Below are 18,887 nucleotides of genomic sequence, written 5' to 3'. Positions count from 1 at the left end.
CTCAAGCGAGCCTCTTGCCGCACCTCGCCGCGGTGCTGCGATCCACAGAGTGGAGAGGAACCGGCGCCCGCTTGTCTGAACGTTCCACGACCGGGCGTAGATCGCATATTGCTCCGCAGAGTGGGCTATTCAGCCGCTGTTTCTAGATGGGAAGACCATGCTCTATCGCGTGAAGCTCTCGCATGACGAGTTGAAACCCCCTGTCGTCTAGCAAAAGCGACCGCGGGGTGGCACCGCCGAGCGCACGGCAAGGAGCCGTCATCCAGCCTTGAGCGATCTCGCTGCTCTCGAAGACCTCGAAAGCCTTCGTCAATACGCTCTCCTCAAGGTCCGCCCGCTTCACATCGATCCACCTCTGGTGACTTCACGAAGGTTCTAGGCATCGCACATCGAAAGTTCATACGGACCACGCGCCCCGCCTCACCACGTGTCCAGCCGCAGCGCCAGCCTGCGCCCTATTGTGCTTTTTGCCAATTCGCAACGATATCAGCTACTTGCGTAATATTGACGTGTGATTACTCTATAGCACTCACCCCCGGGCCGATTCCGTTGGCCGGTACCGATCAGCCCCGGTTCTGACACACCTTCAGCGAGGGAGGAGCGATGAATATGAGCTAAGCCCACTGATTTTGGGGCACAAAAAAGGCGCTTCAGACAAGGGGCCGAATCCCGTCTGAGCGCCTGATTTGTGAAGCGCGCCAAGGGGTTAGCTCTCCCCCAACAACATTACGACCATGAGCTTACGACCCCCCAGTTGGGTCGTCAAGCCTCTATGCGCGCCGACATTCCTTTCATTTTTGAATCGCCCAGGCGGGCGACGGGAGGATTTTGCGTGCGAACGAGCAACCATCACCCGGCGAAGCCATCGGCCAGCCGCCCATATCCATGGCAGCTGCCATCAGCGAGGCACAACCTTAAAACGCGCCTTCAGCGCGGGCAGCGCCTCCCAAGAAGCGGAAACGAGCGTTTGGAACGCTCCGCCCTAATTGGCGAGGGCTGACCCATGCGCACGACCAAGCGCTTTACCCCCGCGACGTTAGATCGATTCCGTCGGCAAGGAAGGGGACAAGGGGTCTTCGGCGAATTCAGCAGCTGGCACCAGGTAACTCGCGGAGACCCATCGAGTCGCGGTCGCTCGCACATTACGTTCTTGGACAAGCGAGGACGCGACACCCTCAGTGATCTTGAATGGACACTGATCTTCTTCGCGTTGCTCATAAATCCGCTTGACCTGCGAACCCAGTACCCCCTCGAACTCCGCAAATCGAAGCATGAGCTGTGCAGGTATCGGTCGGACTGGTCCGCCAATTCGTTTCCCGGTTTTCTGGACTTAGCCGAAGAACTCAAGATCCGCACTGCAAAGGTCCATGGGGAAGGGAAGTCCGAGGATTGGGTTCCTTCGACCGACCTACTGCTGACCCTCGGAACCCTGCCCAACACCCTGTCACTTCTCGCGATCTCTGGGAAGTACCAAAGCGACACGACATCGAAGCGCAAAAGGGAACTGCTCGGCCTCGAGCGTGACTACTGGATTCGTCGCCGAGTCGAGTGGCTTCTCATCACGGAAACTCTCTACAGCGGACGAGTTGCCCTGATGCTGCGAAACAGCTTTGGATGGGCCATCGATACCCCTGTCACCAAGGAGGAACGCGAGCTCGCTGCATCCATCGCCCTTGGGCTGGCCGGACGTTCCCGGACATACATCATCAATTCAATCGCTGAATCCGTCGGCGACAATGAGCTTGCTCAGCGATTGTTCTGGCAGTCGATATGGTTTGGCCCTCTCTGCATTGACCTCGATACGAGCTGGCATCCGTACCTGCCCGTTCGCTTCGTGACTAAAGAAGAGTTCATTCGCTTCAATCCGATCGCCAGCAGGAGAAGCGCATGGAGCTGATGCACAACGCGACCTTCTTGCTGAACGCGCCAGGGCTAGAGGGCGTATACCGCGTGCTGGCAGTCGATAACGATTGCGGTGTCGCCGGATGCGTCAAGATCGATGAGCTACCGAAAGTACCGTCAGACACCGGAAAAGAGAAACCGGGACCTGAAGCCCGTCCGTCAGAAAAGAAACCCACTGGCCAGACGAAAGCTAACAGGCGATTGTTCCTGTCAGCCGCACCTCACCGCGCGCGGTTGACGTGGCTACCGATCGCCACGCTCGAGCTCTTCGAATCTGAAGCCCAGCTCAAGGAGGTTGACATTGAGCTTCAGGGTTCGTTCTACAGCGGAGGCCAGGAACTACTAGCGTTCGACGACTCCGTTGATGTCCGCACCCTCTCGCCTTTCGAGGCGCGAGTATTCTGCATGAAGGACTTTCTGAATCCAGCTGCGCTTCAGGAAAGCCTTCTGGATACGCGCAGTCTCTCTTCCCTTGTCTCGAAGGCAATGGCACGAGGCAAGCGGGGCAAGGTTGGCATCTACAAGCTGATCTCCCTCCTGTGTCGAAATGGCTTCTGCCAAGCCGCTCTGCGCACCCGAGAAGATCGACAAGGAGGAGCAGGCAAGCCTCGCCCCTGCGACGCAATCGAAGGTGGGAGGAAAAAGCCCGGTAAGCTGAACACTGCCCAGACGATCGCGAAAGCGTATGGGGAAGAACCCCCTAAGGTTCAGCCGGCCATATCGTCCGAATGGGAGTCTCGGATCCTCGCCGCCGACGCTCGGCTTCCCACCCCGAAGCCGAAGATGAAGACCCGCTGCGATTCGATCATCCGAATCGGCTTCACAACTCGCTACAAACAGGTCGATGGCAAGCTCATCGAACAGCCTCACGCTCAGTTCTCAATTCCTACAAACCGACAGATCTGCCGGGTATTGAGGAAGCGCATTCCAGAGCTTGAAGCCCTCATCCGATCAACCACCAAAGGACATTACGATCGCAATATTCGTGGTTTGGTTGGACGGAGTTGGGCGGGCGTCGCGGGACCGGGCCATACCTGGGCCATCGACTCCGGAGTTGGCGACATTTACCTCGTCTCCTCTGTGAACCGCGCGTGGATCATCGGGAGGCCGGTGGTCTACATCGTCGTAGATGTGTGGTCGACGGCGATCGTCGGCTTCTACGTATGTCTTCGCGGTCCAAGTTGGGACATGGCGAGCCAGGCGCTGTTTGCCGCGGCGGCTGGCTCGGAAACGATGTCGGGTATCTACGGATTCGATTGCAGCCTTGGGCTGTCTCCGGAACCCACGCTCTGCTTCTCTTTGCTTTGTGATCGCGGCGAATACCTCTCGAAGGCGGCGCGCCAATTCGCAGCAGCGCTAATCCAAGACCTGGCGTACGCTGCTCCCTATCGTCCAGACTGGAAGGGCATCGTCGAAGTCATCCATCGCATCGAAAAGGACATGATCGTCCCGTGGATCCCTGGTGCGGGTGACGCACGAATGAAGGAACTGGAACGTCGTGGATTTCGGCCGAACGACGCCGTGATGACCGTGCAGGAGTTCGTCGCTGTTCTGGCCGTGGAATTCAAGACCTACAACCTGACCGCCGACCGGAACCATCGCCTCGACCCAGCCATGAAGATGGCTGGCATCCACCCCTCCCCGTCCGGTCTATGGAACTGGGGCCACCACGAGAAGATTGCGAACAGGCGCAAAGTTTCCGAGCTTGAACTCTACACCCACTCCCTCCCGATGGGCCTCGCTTCGATCACTGGCCGCGGCATCAAATTCAATGGTCGTGAATACGAATGTCAGCAGGCGAAGGACGAACATTGGACGACGATGGCCAAGAACTTCGGTAAATCGGTGCTGAACGCCCGGCACTTCGGCGGCAGCACCTCGAAGATCTGGACACCGAATCCCACGGGACCGGGCGTCTTGCGCTTTAATCTTTCACAAACGACCACCGCCAGCGGATTCGAGACTGACGATGAAATGCTCGATTCCAACGCATTTCATCTTCTCTCAAAAAACGATCGCGACTACGCCCGCATGGTCACCCGTCTGCAGGCCCGCGTCCAAGCGGATGAAATCATTGCCTTGGCAAAGGAACGCACCCGTGAAGCGAAAGAGAGGGATCGAGGCGCAAAGCCAACTATGACGGATGCGCGAAGGCTCGAGAACGACATGATGGAGCCAACGGCGCCGAACGTGGGCCCCGAACAAATTCGGCCTGAACCCGACGACGTGGATGAGCTCTACGCTAGGCTTGAGGAGGAAGCTCGCCGCCGCATGGAGGCCGAGGAGACGGCCGGTGGCTAAAAACAAAGGGTCCGAGCCATTCAACCCATACGAAGGGAACATCCTGGTCGACGGTCTCGGCCCCATTCCAAGCCCGACGGAACTGGAGAACTTCCTGCTCAACCTTCCAAAAGCTCCCGGAGCGATTTTGGAAGCGCCGGCGTACATCCGACTTCATGAACTGCTGTTGCTCGAGAACCTCTTCGTTCCGTCCCCGACGTCAATCTCCACCGCGCAGTCAATTGATCTTAGCTTGCGGCACTCATACCGGTCGCGCGATCCGCGCATACCCGCAAATCGGTGGGGCGAAGTCGAACAGCACGCAAAGGGCCCTACATCGGTCAGGCCGCCGGCGCTCGATGAGGTCCGAGGTGCACGCTTGGTCACGATTGGCGGTGCAGCAGGTACGGGGAAAACGAGGACGATCAGCAAGTCCCTGAGTCGATATCGAGAACTGATCATTCATGAGACATTCCCGGGACTCGTCGGTCAGCATGTTCAAGCCGTTCGATTATCCGTGGATGTTCCGGCGAGCGGGCAGCTTGTCGATCTGGCTGCTGGCCTGATGATGGAGTGGGACCGAGTCTTCACTCATGGCCTCGGCAGCAAGGCGGCCCGGTTCGAACTTCCACTCGCTCGCTACAGGCACGCCCGAAAGCCCAGCCAAGGTCTGCCGATGTTCGACGAATGGAGCAGTGTGGCCAGGGCGCATTGCCTCGGTGTCTTACATCTAGACGAGATTCAGAATTTTTTCCGGATCCCAACGCTTGAACAAAGGCGTGCCAAAAAGAGTGCCGATAGCCTGCCCGAGCTCAGCGTCAAAGATGACCAGGCGCTGTTGCGACTGCTGACGTGGTGCAACTCAATGCGCATCGCGCTCGTCTTTTCCGGGACGCCAGACGGAATGCATGCGTTCGCACGGCGCCTGAGCGTCCTGACGCGGGTCGCCAATGGCTTCTTCCATGAATTTTCGCCGCTCGATGGCCCGAATGGTCCAGGCTTTAAATTTTTTTCCAAGCGCCTGGAGTCGTACCAGTACGTCAGGAATCCTCTGAAGCTTGACGAAGCCGCTAGGAATACCCTGCATCGACTCACCGCAAGTGTGCCCAGAATCCTGATCGGACTTTGGGTTGGCGGTCAGCGAATCGCGCTTGAGCGCGACAAAGAGGATTTCCTGCTCACGGACCTCGAAACCGCTGCCGCGACGCTGCTAGGCCCCCTCAGGCCCGCAGTGCAGGCCTTACTGAAGGGCGACCCCGTCAGCCTGCGCCGGTACGAGGACTTGATGCACCTCAATGATGGGTTTTGGAAGCAGTTTTGGCGATAGGCTTCCCGCTTTCGGCAGCGGATTCCGGATTCGATGCTTCGTTACCCTGCGAGGTCGCGGGCATGCCACCTTTTCGCATCAGGCGTCGAGGGCTGGCCAGTGAGCTAACCGGGATGTCGCCCGCACTCACCGGCACCCATCGGCGAAGGATGTCTGCGAATGGCTGGCCAGAGGTGCGGATAAGCTTCTCCAGCTCAGAAGCTTTGACATTTGCCATTCTTGACGCGTTGTTCAGAGACTCGCCGTCGAGGTAGAAAGCGGCTGCCGCTTTCAGCAGACCCATCCCTGCACCAAGCGCAGGAAATCCCGCAGCGTCCAGTATCTGGCGAACTGTGTCCTCCCGCAGGTTTAGTTTTCGGGCTACTGCCGCGTGACCACCGCGGTTTTCAAGGTACGCCGCCTCGAGACGTGCACGATCTGGACCCGGCTTGGCCGATCGATCTTGAGTACCCCTTGTGCTGTCCGCATCCATCATTGCTGTCAATGCATCATCGGCACTGCTCCACAGCACGGCAGCGACCAAGGCATAGGAGACTGCACCGGCTGAGTCGTGATGGCCGCGAAGAGTACCGTCGATCGAAAAGTAATAGCCATCCTGTGTTTCCCCAAACCCACCGTACAGCGTATCAATCCACTTGGGATCGACCTTCTCACGCAGCAACGTACTGACCAGCGGCCTCTTCACTTCGTGGACACCGCTATGGAAGCCTTGATCGCTTGCCCTGTCGCGCATCATCCTCGAGACAACTCGCTCGGACAGTGGCACCTCCAGAGATAGCAATCCCTCCTGGATTTCAATGAAGCGTGAGATCAGAGCGTTTGATCGCAGTTCCTCACACCACTCATTTCCGACGCAGCTGGCCTCCGAGATTACCGCCGAAGGCGGCGCGCGAAACACCGCCGCATCTTGATGTAGGTGCAAGGCGGTTCTGTGCTTCGGGCACCAGAACAATCCCGGCAACTGGTGATCCCTACGCCACCAACTCATTCCGTGGAAATCGAGGTCTTCCTCTACGCATTTCCGACAAAGATAAGCACCGGCACGAAGCACCCGAAATGCATTCTTCGGAAGCAAATGGCGGCGTGCAGGTCCTCCATGTTCACCGGCCCCGTCGTCAGCGGAGAAGGCATGGATCAAGGGGACCACGGTATGCCCGACTACGAACCTCCCGACGGGTTCTCCATGAAACATCGCCATCGCCTCGATTTCTGGAAGGCCTTCGCATGATTGGCCATCATCGGCCAGCGCGCGACGCATCTCGGAAGTCCACCGGGTTTTGTCAGCAAGCCCATTCCATCGAGCAGCCCGCGCTTGCAAAGCGATGGCCAGCTCTTCTGGCATCGGCGCAGGTCGTATGAGCCGGTTCACGTTGAGGCCCCCGAACTCCTTCCCACCACGTGTAACGCCGCCAGCGAGCGGATCACAGCTGCCAACGCCTTCGCGTGCGACGGCGAGCCGTCCCAGGTATCCCGAAGCGCGCCAATGAGTTCGGGGTGATCGCGGACGGCGTCAAGTGAGATTCCGTGGGAGGATCGCTCGACATATGCGCAAACTTCGTCGCACAGCCGCGAAAAGCGACTTCCCCGCGCACTGAGGACACGACTGATCTGGGACTGACTTGCCCCGAGATCAGCGGCAATCTTCTCTTGGTGTATTCCTAGCTCACGGCAAAGCTTTGCAGCCCGTAGCAGCCTAGCCTGTTCGTTGGGACGCATGCGATACGCATCCATTAATGCATACTTGCATTATTCTTGCCACATTTTCTGGGATTGTCAATCATTTGCATGCATACATACATACGCCCGCCTGATCGACCTACATTAGTTATTGCGGGGTCGCCTGCCCTTCTTGAGCGCCTGCTCAAGGGTCGCGCTCGTCAGCGGCATCCTGTCGAGCTGCAGAAGCTTTGCTTTCAGCTCCGGAACCGCTTGGTAGATTTGCCAAAGACGGAGCGAGCGTCCGGATCGTTCTTCGCTCAACCGAAGTACCGCATTTTGCACTGCCGCCCTCAGTTCGAGGTCTCGCTCATCCCATCGAATGCGCGATTGTGTAGAAGGTCTCTGAACGGGAACCAGGGAATTGACTTCCAGCCAAGCTCGGTCGTTGCGGTACAACCATGCATATACCGCTGGGAACGATGCGCGAAGGAGCTTTGGACCATGTCCAGGGAGTTTCTTCCTTGCCTGCAACCACTCGGCGCGTCGCACATCACGAGCGCCAGTCGCTCGGGCAATTCTCCAACGCTCATGGAGACCAACCGTCGTCCGCAATACTCGTGTGATCGAGCTCAGTGACAGTGAATGCTTTTCGGCCACCGCCCTTGTCTCGAGTCCGCGCTCGAGATCTCGTACTACCGCAGCTCGACACTTATCTAGCAGAACGCTGGGGCGAGAGGACGTAATGATCCCCTGAGCTGCCGCCCAGGCCCTTGCAGTAGCCACATCGATGCCGACACTTCGAGCGACTGGCGACGGTGCTTCTCCGCTTCTAATTCGGTCCACCACCACGCGACGCAGCAGCTCTTTCTCGTCCGGCTTTGGACCGGCTGGCGTACGGTCCGCCGATTCCGGCACGTTGTCGATCGCTCGAAGGGCCTGCTGAAACGCATCGAAGTTGGGAAAGAGCCAATCGATGAGCACCAAGAAACGCAGAGGGTGCGTTCCGGTTCGCATGGGGCGCAGCAATCGGCCCAACTGCATCTCGGCATCCGCTTGATCTACAGGTAATGCTTCTAGCTCTCTGACGCCCTGAAATCCCTGCGCGTACTCCACGAACTCTGGCGCGATCATCTTCAATCGAAGCTGACCAGATTCGGTGACCATCCCGCGCGCCCGTAGTGCTTCGATCAGTGCTCCCTGAATTCTCTCGATCGGCAGCCAGCCAGCGGGTCGATCCTCGTTGACGACGGCCGCGATCAGTTCGGCAAGTCGCTTGAGACGAGAAAGTCCTTGTGCTGATGGACGTATGCATGGCTGCCATTCCCCGGAAGGTAACGGGCGCACCCAATCGAACCGGGATACACCCGTCGCCTTCAGGGTGCTCTCGAAAAGAATTGTTTCGTGCCGACGACACACCCAGATCCCCGGAAACTGGTGCTCCAAATGCCACTGCGTCCACCCGGTTTGGCCGCGGTCCGCCTCGATGCATTCTGGGCACGCTTTCAACGGATGGTTAGCCCTGAAGTGGCTGGTCAGCAGGCCCAGGCTAAACTTCAGATGCGCAACCGAGCGCGACAACATTGCATTGATCGCGTTTTCGTACCGCGCTTCGTCCAGAAACGGACGAAAGAATCGCAGGAGCGTTCGATTCTCAGCGATCAATCGACCGGATCCCCAGACGCCCTTGGTCCGCTCCGCCAACGCCGCTATACAACCCGGGAAGTCATGCTGGAAGCCTGCCTGTCGACCTCCGAACAGGATCTGGGCGGTTCTCGATGGGTGGGAGTGACCCCAGAATGCATGCTGCCGAGCGCACAAGCTGTACAACGTCTCGCCTGGCAGCCAGTCGAGCAGCGACGGCACGTCCAAATTGAGACCATCAAGATGATTCCCGCCGCTCAAGTGGGCACCTGGTCGTGATCCACTCTCATAGGCTAATCGAGAAGAAGATTCGGCTCTCCCAACAACCTCTCCGGGCTACCTCTATCCCCTCCTGGCGAAGAATAACTCTCGAACGCCGGCGCACCTTTTCAATCGTGAACAGGCACCTCGGTCGAAGCTGGCGCCAATCGGCGCGACCGGACAATGCGCTCTGCGAGTGCGTCATCCAGAAGGTTGCTGAACTTGATGGCCTTCAGCAGCACTTCTTGCATTGATTGCGGCAGGTCAGCATCAGCATTAGTAGCCCTGGCGCTCGACCATTCGGCAGTCTTGTAGAAGATCGAAAGTCCATCGAACTTCGTCGCTCCCGCCTGGCTTTCTCGAAGAAATTGAGTTCTGTTTCGCAGAGTTCCAGCGAAAGTCCAGAGTCGGAATCGTCCACCTCCCAATGCCTCAACGACTTCGGCAGCCTCGGAGGAAGGTGTCTGGTCACGAATATCGTCCAGTCCTTCTGATCCACGTTTGGACAAATGAACTCCCTTCACCGTTCCTGCTATCAGCACTCGCCGAATAGCCTGTGCAAGCTCATGGCTCATTTCCCTGCCCGACCCGGTCCACCGCGCAGCTCCACCTTCCTTAGTCGGCTCGATCCAGACAATCCGCTTCTTCCAGTCGATGTCCCTCACATCCCAGCTGCGCCCGGCAAGAAGCACCGTGACCTTGTCTCCGTCACCCTGAAGCACGGACGGATCGAGGTAGCCCACCTCGTTAGCGCCATGACGAGCAGCGAGCAGGTTTCCTCCCGTGAAGGTCGCCATCAGATCACGGTAGTGAGCCCGCCCGTACTCCTGTTCTGCAGTCAGCCCAATCGAAAGCACGCCACCTGCATCTGACAGATGTCCCGTGCTGACGAGGTGATCTATCACAGAGGTCACCCTCTCGGTGATCAGCTCGGGAAAGCATTTCCCGATAGCGGACAGGAGCTCGGACCGCGCAAGCTGACCATGCTCCAGTGTCATCAGCAACAGCTGCTGAGCAAGCACGTTCCACGGCTCCGCCGGTGGCTCGGCCTTCTCAACCCACCCCGAAGCCCACAACTCGCAGATACCCGCGGCCGTCATCAGGCCCGTGTCATTAGTCGTCAAGAACAAGCAGTTTCGGCGAGCGCCCGATCGACGGCCACTGCGTCCCATGCGCTGTAAGAACGAGCTCACGGTGGAGGGAGAGTCGATTTGAATGACGCGATCGAGGTCCCCAACGTCGATGCCGAGTTCCAATGTGGACGTCGCGACGATGACGCAGTCGCGCTCCTCAGTGAATGCAGCTTCGGCTTGCTTCCTTTCACTGACACTCAGAGACGCGTGACTGACAAAGGTGCGTATTCCTGCTCGGAGCAACTCTGCGCCGATTCGCTCGGCGTTAGCCCGGGAGTCGCAGAACACCAGCCGTTTCTCACCGCGATGCAGCCTGGAAATCACCAACGCCGCATTTTCGACCGTGCCGACAGCGTCAATGGTCACGTCCGCATCGGCAGAAACGGAAGATGATCCAACGACGCGGCGTTGACCGGAAGGAGCAAACCAGGCGAGCAGTTCGTCTGGATTGCTCACCGTCGCTGACAATCCCAGGCGTTGTGTTGGATGGCGGCAGTACGAGTCGACACGGGCCATGACAGAGCGGAGATGCCAACCGCGATCATCAGATGCAACCGCGTGCAGCTCGTCCACGATGATCGCCCTTACGCCCCCAAACCACGACTCGCGTTCCGTCCGCGTGGAAACCAGCATGCCCTCGACAGACTCTGGGGTCGTCAACAGCACATCGGGTGGAGAGGACCGGATTCGGCGCTTGCGCGTGTCGCTGATGTCCCCGTGCCACACTTCCACGCTCCGGCCGAGAAGGCCGGCATAGCGAGTTAATCGCGGCTCCAGATTATTGAGGAGCGCCTTAATAGGACAGATGTACAGGACGCTCAGGCCCGACCATTCCTCAGCCAGCATCCGCGACAGGATCGGAATGATTGCAGCTTCGGTTTTTCCACCGGCCGTCGGCGCCAGTAGGAGGCAGTGTTCTCCGCCCTGAATCGGCGCAATCGCCTCAAGCTGCGTCGGCCGCAGCGTGCTCCATCCCAAGCTATTGACGACGTGGTACTGAACCGCCGCGTGCAGGAGGTCGAACGCGCTCACAACTCAATATCATCCACCGAGGCGGCGCTGGCCGCAGCTCTTTCGGTGACCGTCATTTCGGTCTCGGAAAGAGTCAGGCTGTAGTGCTGTCTCGGATCAAAGTCCTCGAACAGATCCACGCGATCCATGACCTCGCCGACGAGCTTCTTCAGGAAAATTCTCGGCGCTACACCCACACGCCCTCCCAGTCCGCCCGCAACCGCGCGGGCGAGGGTTTGGATGTACTGATCGTCCACCTTGCTCCGCACTCGAAGTTCGGAGGATCGTCCTTCCGCAAAAATGTCGCGCACCCTTCGCCCCACGGACACCAGCGCGCTTTCGTCGAATGGAAGCAATCGAATCTGCACAGCCCGCGGATTGTCGAAGCGACGATCGGTACCGAAATCCACGTGCAGACGCTGGGCAAGAGGTGCGAGACGCTGCACGCCCTGCGGTCCATCGAAGAACGCGGGGGTTCCGGTAACCACCAGATAGAGGCCTGGATAGCGCCCAGCATCAATTTCATCAATCCATTGGCGAAGCGCGTTCAACCCCTTCTCACGAGTGTCCGCGCGCATACGCTGCAGGGTTTCGACTTCGTCGAGGACCAACAGCAGGCCAGAAAATCCACTGTCTCGCAGAATGGTCAGCAGCCCCGCAAGGAAGTTCGTCGCGGCAAAGTGGTCGAGATCGCCTTTGATGCCCGCGGCTCGCTTCACGCTCGCAGACACGTTTGGCTGCCCCCCTAACCAACTGACCAGGCCGTCGGCAACTTGCTGGTCCCCCTTGGCCGTCGCATCCCGATAAGCACGCAAGACCGCTGAGAACGCGGGCGCCGAACGACTGATCGTGGACAGACGTGCCTCCATCAGCTCGCCCGTTGCATGCAAAAGCGCCGTCGCATCCGTGGGGTTGATCTTCCCGTCGGCGAGCACATCCTGCTCGAGCGCAAAGAACCAACCGTCGATGATGTTCCGGAAAGCCCCAGAAGGTGCGTCTGCAGTGCCAAGCCGCTCAACAAGCCGTCGGTAAACGGTCTCCAGCCGATGCAGGGGTGTTTCGGTCTCGTTGATCTGCACTTCGCTCGTGACAAACCCCTTGGCGCGCGCACGCTCCTGCAGCCAGCGACCAAAGAAGGTTTTTCCGCTCCCGTACTCCCCGCGCACCGCCTTGAAGCCTGCGCGGCCAGAAGCCACCGATGCCAGTTCCTCGTCAAGCGCGGGGGCCAATGCATCAATGCTGACCGCGAGCGCGTCCAATCCGGCACTTGGCACCGTCCCGCGACGGAGCGCAGTCACGATTTCTTCTCGGCGTGCCGCGCTAATCATCGAGGTGCCTTCGGCAAGGACAATTGGAACTGCTGAATTAGAAGCGTGTGGTTCAACTCAACGGTACCCGAAAGATCATCGACCACGAGCACTGGGGCTTGATCGACATTGAGCATTCGCCGGGCAGCGCTCAGCAAACCGCTCATCCGCATCTCGGGCTGCCCGAGCTTTTGTGCAATGGCTGACCGGCTGAGCTTGCCGCCTCGCTCATGCAAGGCGTGCAGCAAGGCCTGCATTTGCGCGTCCGCAAGCGCCACACGGGCTGCCAGTAGCCGCTGCGACACGTAGATTGGCGATTCGATCAGAACGCGAGTCCAGTCAAGCAGAGGTACGCCGACTGGGTGCACGGGTGCCAGCTGATCGTTCCCGAACAGGCCCTGCTGCTTTTCGGATTTCGGCGGCGGCTTGCGCGTCGCTTTGGGTGGCGGTGCCGCGGCAACCGGCGCTGAGGCTGCGACGTTGGGGGCATCCCACCACTCCGGCATCTGCGGCGGAGACAGTTTCCATCCGGGCAGGTTGATCCCGTGAGGAGAGAACACGCTTAGCGGCACGATCACCTCAGCCGGTGAGGCCCCGCCGTGATAGCCGTTCTTGCGACCTGTATATCGTGCGGATTCGCTCCAGAGGCACACGGCCGACTTCTCGCCGCTTGCCGTCAGCACACGCGATCCTGAGAGCACGACCTCGCAGTCCTGAGTGGCTTTCGTGCCACTCCTCCACCGATCGCTGCTGCCGCCATTGACTTGTGAAGATTGATCCTCGAGCACGTGCCCGTGATCGGCCGTCACGACCAACGCTCGGCGCGCCGCCCGCGCCTCACTCAGCAATGGCACTAGCAATCGCAGGGTCTCAAGGGACCAGCTCGTTTCCAGCTGCTGTGGCCCTCCCAGATGATCGTCAACCGCGTTGTAAACCACGCCGACAATCTTTTGGGAGGGATTCCCGAGTGCAGCTCGAATCTCCGGCGAGAGCCCCCCTTCCACGCTCAGGTCACCCTTGTGAAATAGCCTTGGTGGCGACGAAGCGTTACTGACTGCCAGCAGGTCCGCGTGCGCCGCGAAGGCCGATTTTTCGGATGCTGCCGCCCCAACCGACAACTTTCCCGCCAACAGGCTGTGCCGACTCACTTCGGTAATCGTGGGGATGGCGGCCAAGCCCACCAGCGGCCGCTCCCTGGACTCAGGGATCCACTCGGCCCATCCAAGTCGCTCACAGCGCTCGAAGAGTTCGCGAAAGATGGAAAGGCTCAGACCATCTACAACCAGCAGGAGCACAGGTGAGGCCGCGGCTAACGGCGCCACCACCTGCGAAATCAGCGATTCCAGAGGTACCGCCCGCGACCCGGGGGTCGACTCCTGTCGCAACGAGCTCGCAAGTGCCGTGGCAAAACGCTTGTTCACTGCCTCGCGTTGCTCTAACGCAGCTGCTCGCAATCGCGTCAGCGCCTCCGTAAGCGACGAAAGGTTGTCGCCGCCGAGAAGCTTGTAGCGAGCACGATCCACGAATGCGCCGTCGTCAGCGTAGCTGGCGACGAGCGCTTCCATGGCAGAATCTTCCGCCTGCGGCCGAATCAGCCAGCGGACCACCCGACGCGCCATCCGGACACGATCAGCGCGTTGTACCTGGTCTGAGATGAGTCGGTGATCCAACACACTGTTTGCAGCACCCTCAACCTCCGCAGCGGTCGCCTCGCTCCTGGAATCCAGAAAGCTTGTGATCACCTGCGCAAACTGCTGAAGCCGCTGGTCGAGTCCGCTGGGCAATCTGTTGCACAGGTGCGCCCATTCGGGAACACGGAGCTCTTGTAGCAGATGATCGGCTCGATCGAGCAGCGGTCGCGCGTCCTCCAACGACAATGAATCGAGGAATCGGTGAGTCTGCTCGGCCCACTGACGCCCTTCCTGTACACCAATGTGCTGATCGCCCACGTAACGTTCAAGCCGCACCGCAGCTTGCGCCAAGGTCGACTCGCCTTCGCCAGAGCGGGAGAACAACACGTCGCAAACCAGACCGATGGAGGTTGCGTCCGCCGCGCGGCCCGCTTCGATGCACCGAATCACCCACTTGCCCGTATTCCCCGCGTTCGATGCAAGCCACTCCATCACATCGGATCGGCCGCGCTGCGGAAGCCGGCTCAGAAGCACGTCCGTATCCGGGCGCAGCGTCCAGGCAAGCAATGTCGAAGCGTCGGGACGTGCCTGATCGATCTGGAGGACCCGCGACAGCACCTCGCGCCAAGCGGTATCAAGATCCAGCATTCCGCTGGCCACTGGGGCAAAGCCATTGGCGCCGGCAACCTCAGCAAGAACGTCCGGCATCCAATCGTAGCGGCCGAGCCTGGCGTCCATGTTCTGCACGCCGAACTGCTGCCGCAGCAGATCCCAGCCTTTCGGCTGGAAGACGCGAGCACGCGCGAGGCGCGCGAGCACATCGAGTGGAACCTCCGTGTCCGGCAGTGGGGTCAGCAAAAGGAGGCCATCTGCGCTTGCAGCCGGAGGCTCCAGCGATATCAGTGCTTCCCTCAGCGCGAGGCTGCTTTCGCACCATTCCACTCGGAAAGTCCGGTCGCGTCGCTGAACCTGGCGAGGCCATTCCCCGCGGCTAGGCGTGCGAATGGCGACGGCGCGAATCTCCGCATCTCGCCCGAGCACCGCATCCAATTGAGCAGTGATCTGCGCCGTTGAAAGAGGCGGCGCCGAACTCACGCGGATTTTCCTTTCCGCCGCAGTTGCCATTGAAGGCTCAGCTCCAGACTTGGATCCTGGGCCACTTTGGCCTTCAAAGAATCTAGAACGGACACGGCCGCAGCGGCGCTGAGATTGATCTCTGCCTTTTCCTCAACCAACAGAAAATCCGGCTCGGGTGGAGGTGGGGGCGGCGGCGGTGGCGGAGGTGGCGGCAGCGACTCGGAAAGCAGTCGAATGGCGTCGCTTTCGAGCTCCCCGAGCTTCACTTTCAGCGGGATGACGTGTTCGTCATTGCGAAGTGCCTCGGCCAACCGCTCGCCAATCTGTTGACCTCGCGCCTGCCGGTGATCCGTCAGCGCCCGAACGGAATCCAGAATCTGCCATTTGGCGTTCGCGAGAGCGTCGCAAATGGCCTGAGCCTGACCGATCGCACGACCCACGGCTGCCTCTGATGTTTCTAGAGGTGCGGCAGCCAAGGTCGCCACTAACTCGCCGTCATCGGCGCGTCCCAGTGCCGCAAGCAAAGCCAACGCCGAATTGGCCGTTTCCTGCCGAGCGCAGGAGCCCCCGGCCGCATAGCGCTGGATCCGCTCTTGGATCGCTGCTGCCATTGCCGAAACAGGTTGCCGTTTCACGGATACGGCAGCTTTCACATCGGAAATAAGTCGCCCGACGTTGCTGGCATTCAATGATTGCGGCACGACGAGGCCAAACACGCTAGACGCGCGCTGCACCGCGGCCTCCCAATCCAGCGCGGTCGGCAGGCTCTGCTCGCGGAGCTCCACATCGTCAGGCAGACGGTCAATCTCCGGCTCAAACGGCCCTCCGTGCTGGAGGAACCGGCGATTCGTCGTAGCGGCGAAAGTCAGGATCACCAGGTTCTGCAGTTCGGTCGGCAGACCCCGTGGCTTGGGGTGGTCCATCCACTGACGAAGCCGTCCAACAGTCATCGGAGCCGTTGGATCCGCCGCGTGCTGCTGATTGAAATGCGTCTGCCAGAATCCTTCGATGAGCAGGTGGGTCTCGCCCATCTGCCCCAACTGCAGCGGGTTGACGATCGACCGAATGAGCCGACGGGTCGCACTGTCGGACACCAGACCGCGGTGTTGCGGCGCCTCCACGGCCGCCTTCACTTCGGGCCATATCCGACGGACCAAGGCAGGCTTTACGTCGGCATCGAAGACGGGGTGGGCCGGAAATTGATGCGCGAACAGCTGATCCAGCAGATCCTCGAACGCGCCCTTGAAATCCGCTCCCACCGGAGTGCGTGGTGAAAAGGTCGCGTCCAGAGAACGGAATTGCTGGTCGGGTGTCAGCGTATGTGAAATCGAGTCGCGCGGCTCTGATGCAATACCGTAAGCCACTTCAAGGTGACCGCGCATCTTCGCGCGAAGTGAATCGAGCTGGTTCTTGGCGAGCGCACGGGCCTGCGTACGATCGACGAAAGAAAGATGACTGGCGTACTGGTCAAAGCGCTCGCCTTGAAGAATATGGTCGAGTATGACGAGCCGCCCGAGGTCGTTGAGCGCCTTCTGACTGAAGAACGACGGCATCCAGACCAAAGTGCGGGTGCTGCCGCCCCGGTACGCCTCCAGCCGAGCGAGATCGTCCGCCGGCGAGCGATTGGGCTCGTCGAACGGATAGTCCAACACCACACTCCAAGCGCCGGATCGGCCCTTTAGACGGTCATCCGCTATTTCGCGGACATTTTCATAGAGAAGCTCTGCTTCGCGGCGCGTGCCACGCCAAATGTATTCGTAAGCCAGGAACAATCCACCACTGTCCTGAATCCGCAGCTGCTCGAACAGCAGTTCACGAATCTTCTTGCGACGGTTTCCTGGGCTATCGAGCAGCTCGGCATTCCTGATCACCGGTTCCAGATCAACGCCCGTGATCTGAATCGAGACCACCGGATTCTGGTCGTCAGTGACCTTGATCTCACCCACATCTGCGGCGAGATCCTTGATCTTGCGCAACACCTGCTGCGCCTCCTGCCCCGGGATGGGCGAGCGGAAGGTGCCGTGATTCAAGGCCGCAAGCCGCTGGGCGGTGAGCCCTTTGAGCGACTGCACCTCTGGAACCAGTGCCGCGAGCAGCAAGGTCTTGATCAGGCGAGCATCGTTGCGCAGATTCTTGGCCGCACTTGGTTCCGCCTGACCGAGCTTGATGGCTTCCCAGGTCGTGTTGTGCCGCAGCTCCAGCATTGGCAACAGCTTCTGCGCGTACAAGCGCTTGGCGTTGTCGAAGTGCAATCGCATCGCCTCGGAAAACGGCTCATCTCCTTCGGCGATCGCGTCCCACAGATCGCCCACCGGGATCAGCTGCCCGAGTTCAAGATCGTTACGACGATCCACCAGCAACTGCATCATGAGCTTGAGCGCCGTGCGCTCGCGCTGCAGGGCCGCGGATACCGCAATCAGCGTCTGTACCAGCGCCGGACTGAACGGATAGACGCGGCGGAACATGGCTTGATCCGCTTCCGTCGTCAGCAAGGTGGCTTGCACGTCTTGCCGCAGGCGCAGCACTTCTTCAAAAGCGGCGTTCAGCGTATGGCGAGCGGCCTCACTGACAGGCCGCAATACGCGCTTTTCAGCGATGGCGGGCAGATTGCGATCTTCCAGCGTAATGCGATGGAAGCGGGCCTCCCAGTGCCGCAACACATCGGTGAATTGCACGCCAATAGCGCCCGGAAGACTGTCACCAACCAACTCTCGCAGATCGCGCTGACGTGCCACGAAGCTCACGAGTGGAATCGGACGATCCGCATTGGTCGCCTCCACCAGCTTGACCAGCTTGGTGCCCTCGCGGCTGACGAAGCTCACATCTCCCGCGCGACTGGCAAGCCACAGAACCAATTCATCCAGGAACAGGATGACCGCGTCATACCCGAGATCCCGAGCGTGGCGACTGAGAATCGCCAGCCCGTCATCCAGCGCCACGAAGGACTCACCACCCCCGGCGAGCGATCGGTAGGCGGGGAACATTCGCGAGATCAGGTCGCTCACCAGACGTGATCGCTCTTCGCCGCCGGGCGGTTCCAGGGTTGCTGCCTCGTAACTTGCAGCGTCCCAGCCTGAATCCAAGGTTCCCCAACCGCCACCACCCTGAGACTGACCTTCGTTCAACTGCGAGAAAAATTTCTCGTCTCCCAAACGCTCACGAAACGCCTTGGCGTTCTGAAACAGCTCTTCAGCCTGGAAGAAGCCAGGAACCGGAGCCTCCGGATGCAACTTGCGCACATGCTCGGCGTACTGACCGAGGATGGCGGATTCCATATCAACCGAACCAATCATGTGGTACGGCACCAGCAGGAACTTGCGCCCCTGGGTCCACGTGGCTTGTGCCACAGCATCCGCCAGCTCAGGAATGGCACGCGCCTGTGTGTTCCCGGACAGCAACAGATGCAGCACCGCCATGAAGTGGCTCTTGCCCGAACCGAAGGAGCCATGCAAATAGGCAGCCTTGCTACTCGACGACTGTACGGATTGCTGGATGAAGCCCAGCGCGTTCTTGAAGGCTTCTGCCAACTGCGGCGTGACTACGTAGTCGCGCAGCGTCTGCTCTGCGTGTGACACGCCTTCCGATAGCTTCAGAACGAAGTCGCCCTGATGAACGCGCTCGGGAATCTCAATCAGGTCCTTGATCAGCGGCATTGCCA

Annotated in this window: 10 protein-coding genes; 3 read left to right on the top strand and 7 right to left on the bottom strand. The window is 59.8% G+C overall.

Features of this window, described 5'->3' with window-relative positions:
* Positions 1-142 precede the first annotated feature (142 nt).
* On the bottom strand, positions 143-343 hold the full coding sequence (locus DFR24_RS25450) for an MbcA/ParS/Xre antitoxin family protein (protein ID WP_366518977.1): 201 nt from the start codon (positions 341-343) through the stop codon (positions 143-145).
* Positions 344-1,003: 660 nt separating this feature from the next.
* Here DFR24_RS25450 and DFR24_RS23735 point away from each other — a divergent pair.
* The 3 genes from DFR24_RS23735 to DFR24_RS23725 are packed head-to-tail and all read left to right on the top strand — an operon-like array spanning position 1,004 to position 5,509.
* Positions 1,004-1,897 (top strand): PDDEXK family nuclease, encoded by an 894-nt coding sequence (locus tag DFR24_RS23735; RefSeq protein WP_133883956.1) that lies wholly within the window; start codon positions 1,004-1,006, stop codon positions 1,895-1,897.
* Positions 1,888-4,203 (top strand): DDE-type integrase/transposase/recombinase, encoded by a 2,316-nt coding sequence (locus tag DFR24_RS23730; RefSeq protein ID WP_133883955.1) that lies wholly within the window; start codon positions 1,888-1,890, stop codon positions 4,201-4,203. The genes DFR24_RS23735 and DFR24_RS23730 overlap by 10 nt, the downstream gene beginning before the upstream one ends.
* Positions 4,196-5,509: an AAA family ATPase gene (locus DFR24_RS23725; protein WP_162851401.1), complete on the top strand. Its 1,314-nt coding sequence runs from the start codon at positions 4,196-4,198 to the stop codon at positions 5,507-5,509. The genes DFR24_RS23730 and DFR24_RS23725 overlap by 8 nt, the downstream gene beginning before the upstream one ends.
* On the opposite strand, the gene DFR24_RS23720 is transcribed toward DFR24_RS23725, so the two are convergent.
* From DFR24_RS23720 to DFR24_RS24595, 6 genes are all read right to left on the bottom strand, one after another.
* Positions 5,475-6,878 carry a TniQ family protein gene (locus DFR24_RS23720; protein ID WP_281280217.1) on the bottom strand — a complete coding sequence of 468 codons (1,404 nt, stop codon included), beginning with the start codon at positions 6,876-6,878 and terminating at the stop codon, positions 5,475-5,477. The two genes, DFR24_RS23725 and DFR24_RS23720, sit on opposite strands and share 35 nt — an antisense overlap.
* A gap of 452 nt (positions 6,879-7,330) precedes the next feature.
* Complete coding sequence (locus tag DFR24_RS23710; RefSeq protein ID WP_133883951.1) at positions 7,331-9,070, bottom strand: TnsD family Tn7-like transposition protein; 1,740 nt, start codon at positions 9,068-9,070, stop codon at positions 7,331-7,333.
* 128 nt (positions 9,071-9,198) lie between these two features.
* On the bottom strand, positions 9,199-11,235 hold the full coding sequence (locus DFR24_RS23705) for a DEAD/DEAH box helicase (RefSeq protein ID WP_133883950.1): 2,037 nt from the start codon (positions 11,233-11,235) through the stop codon (positions 9,199-9,201).
* Positions 11,232-12,542, bottom strand: a complete 1,311-nt coding sequence (brxD, locus tag DFR24_RS23700) for a BREX system ATP-binding protein BrxD (protein ID WP_133883949.1) — start codon at positions 12,540-12,542, stop codon at positions 11,232-11,234. The genes DFR24_RS23705 and brxD overlap by 4 nt, the downstream gene beginning before the upstream one ends.
* Positions 12,539-15,277 (bottom strand): BREX-2 system phosphatase PglZ, encoded by a 2,739-nt coding sequence (gene pglZ, locus DFR24_RS23695; protein ID WP_133883948.1) that lies wholly within the window; start codon positions 15,275-15,277, stop codon positions 12,539-12,541. The genes brxD and pglZ overlap by 4 nt, the downstream gene beginning before the upstream one ends.
* Complete coding sequence (locus tag DFR24_RS24595; RefSeq protein WP_162851400.1) at positions 15,244-18,882, bottom strand: DUF6079 family protein; 3,639 nt, start codon at positions 18,880-18,882, stop codon at positions 15,244-15,246. The genes pglZ and DFR24_RS24595 overlap by 34 nt, the downstream gene beginning before the upstream one ends.
* Positions 18,883-18,887: the final 5 nt, after the last annotated feature.

This window comes from Panacagrimonas perspica (assembly GCF_004364935.1).
Classification (GTDB): Bacteria; Pseudomonadota; Gammaproteobacteria; order Nevskiales; family Nevskiaceae; genus Panacagrimonas; species Panacagrimonas perspica.
Note: the sequence above shows the minus strand (reverse complement) of the source record. Positions and strands in the feature narration are given on the sequence as shown.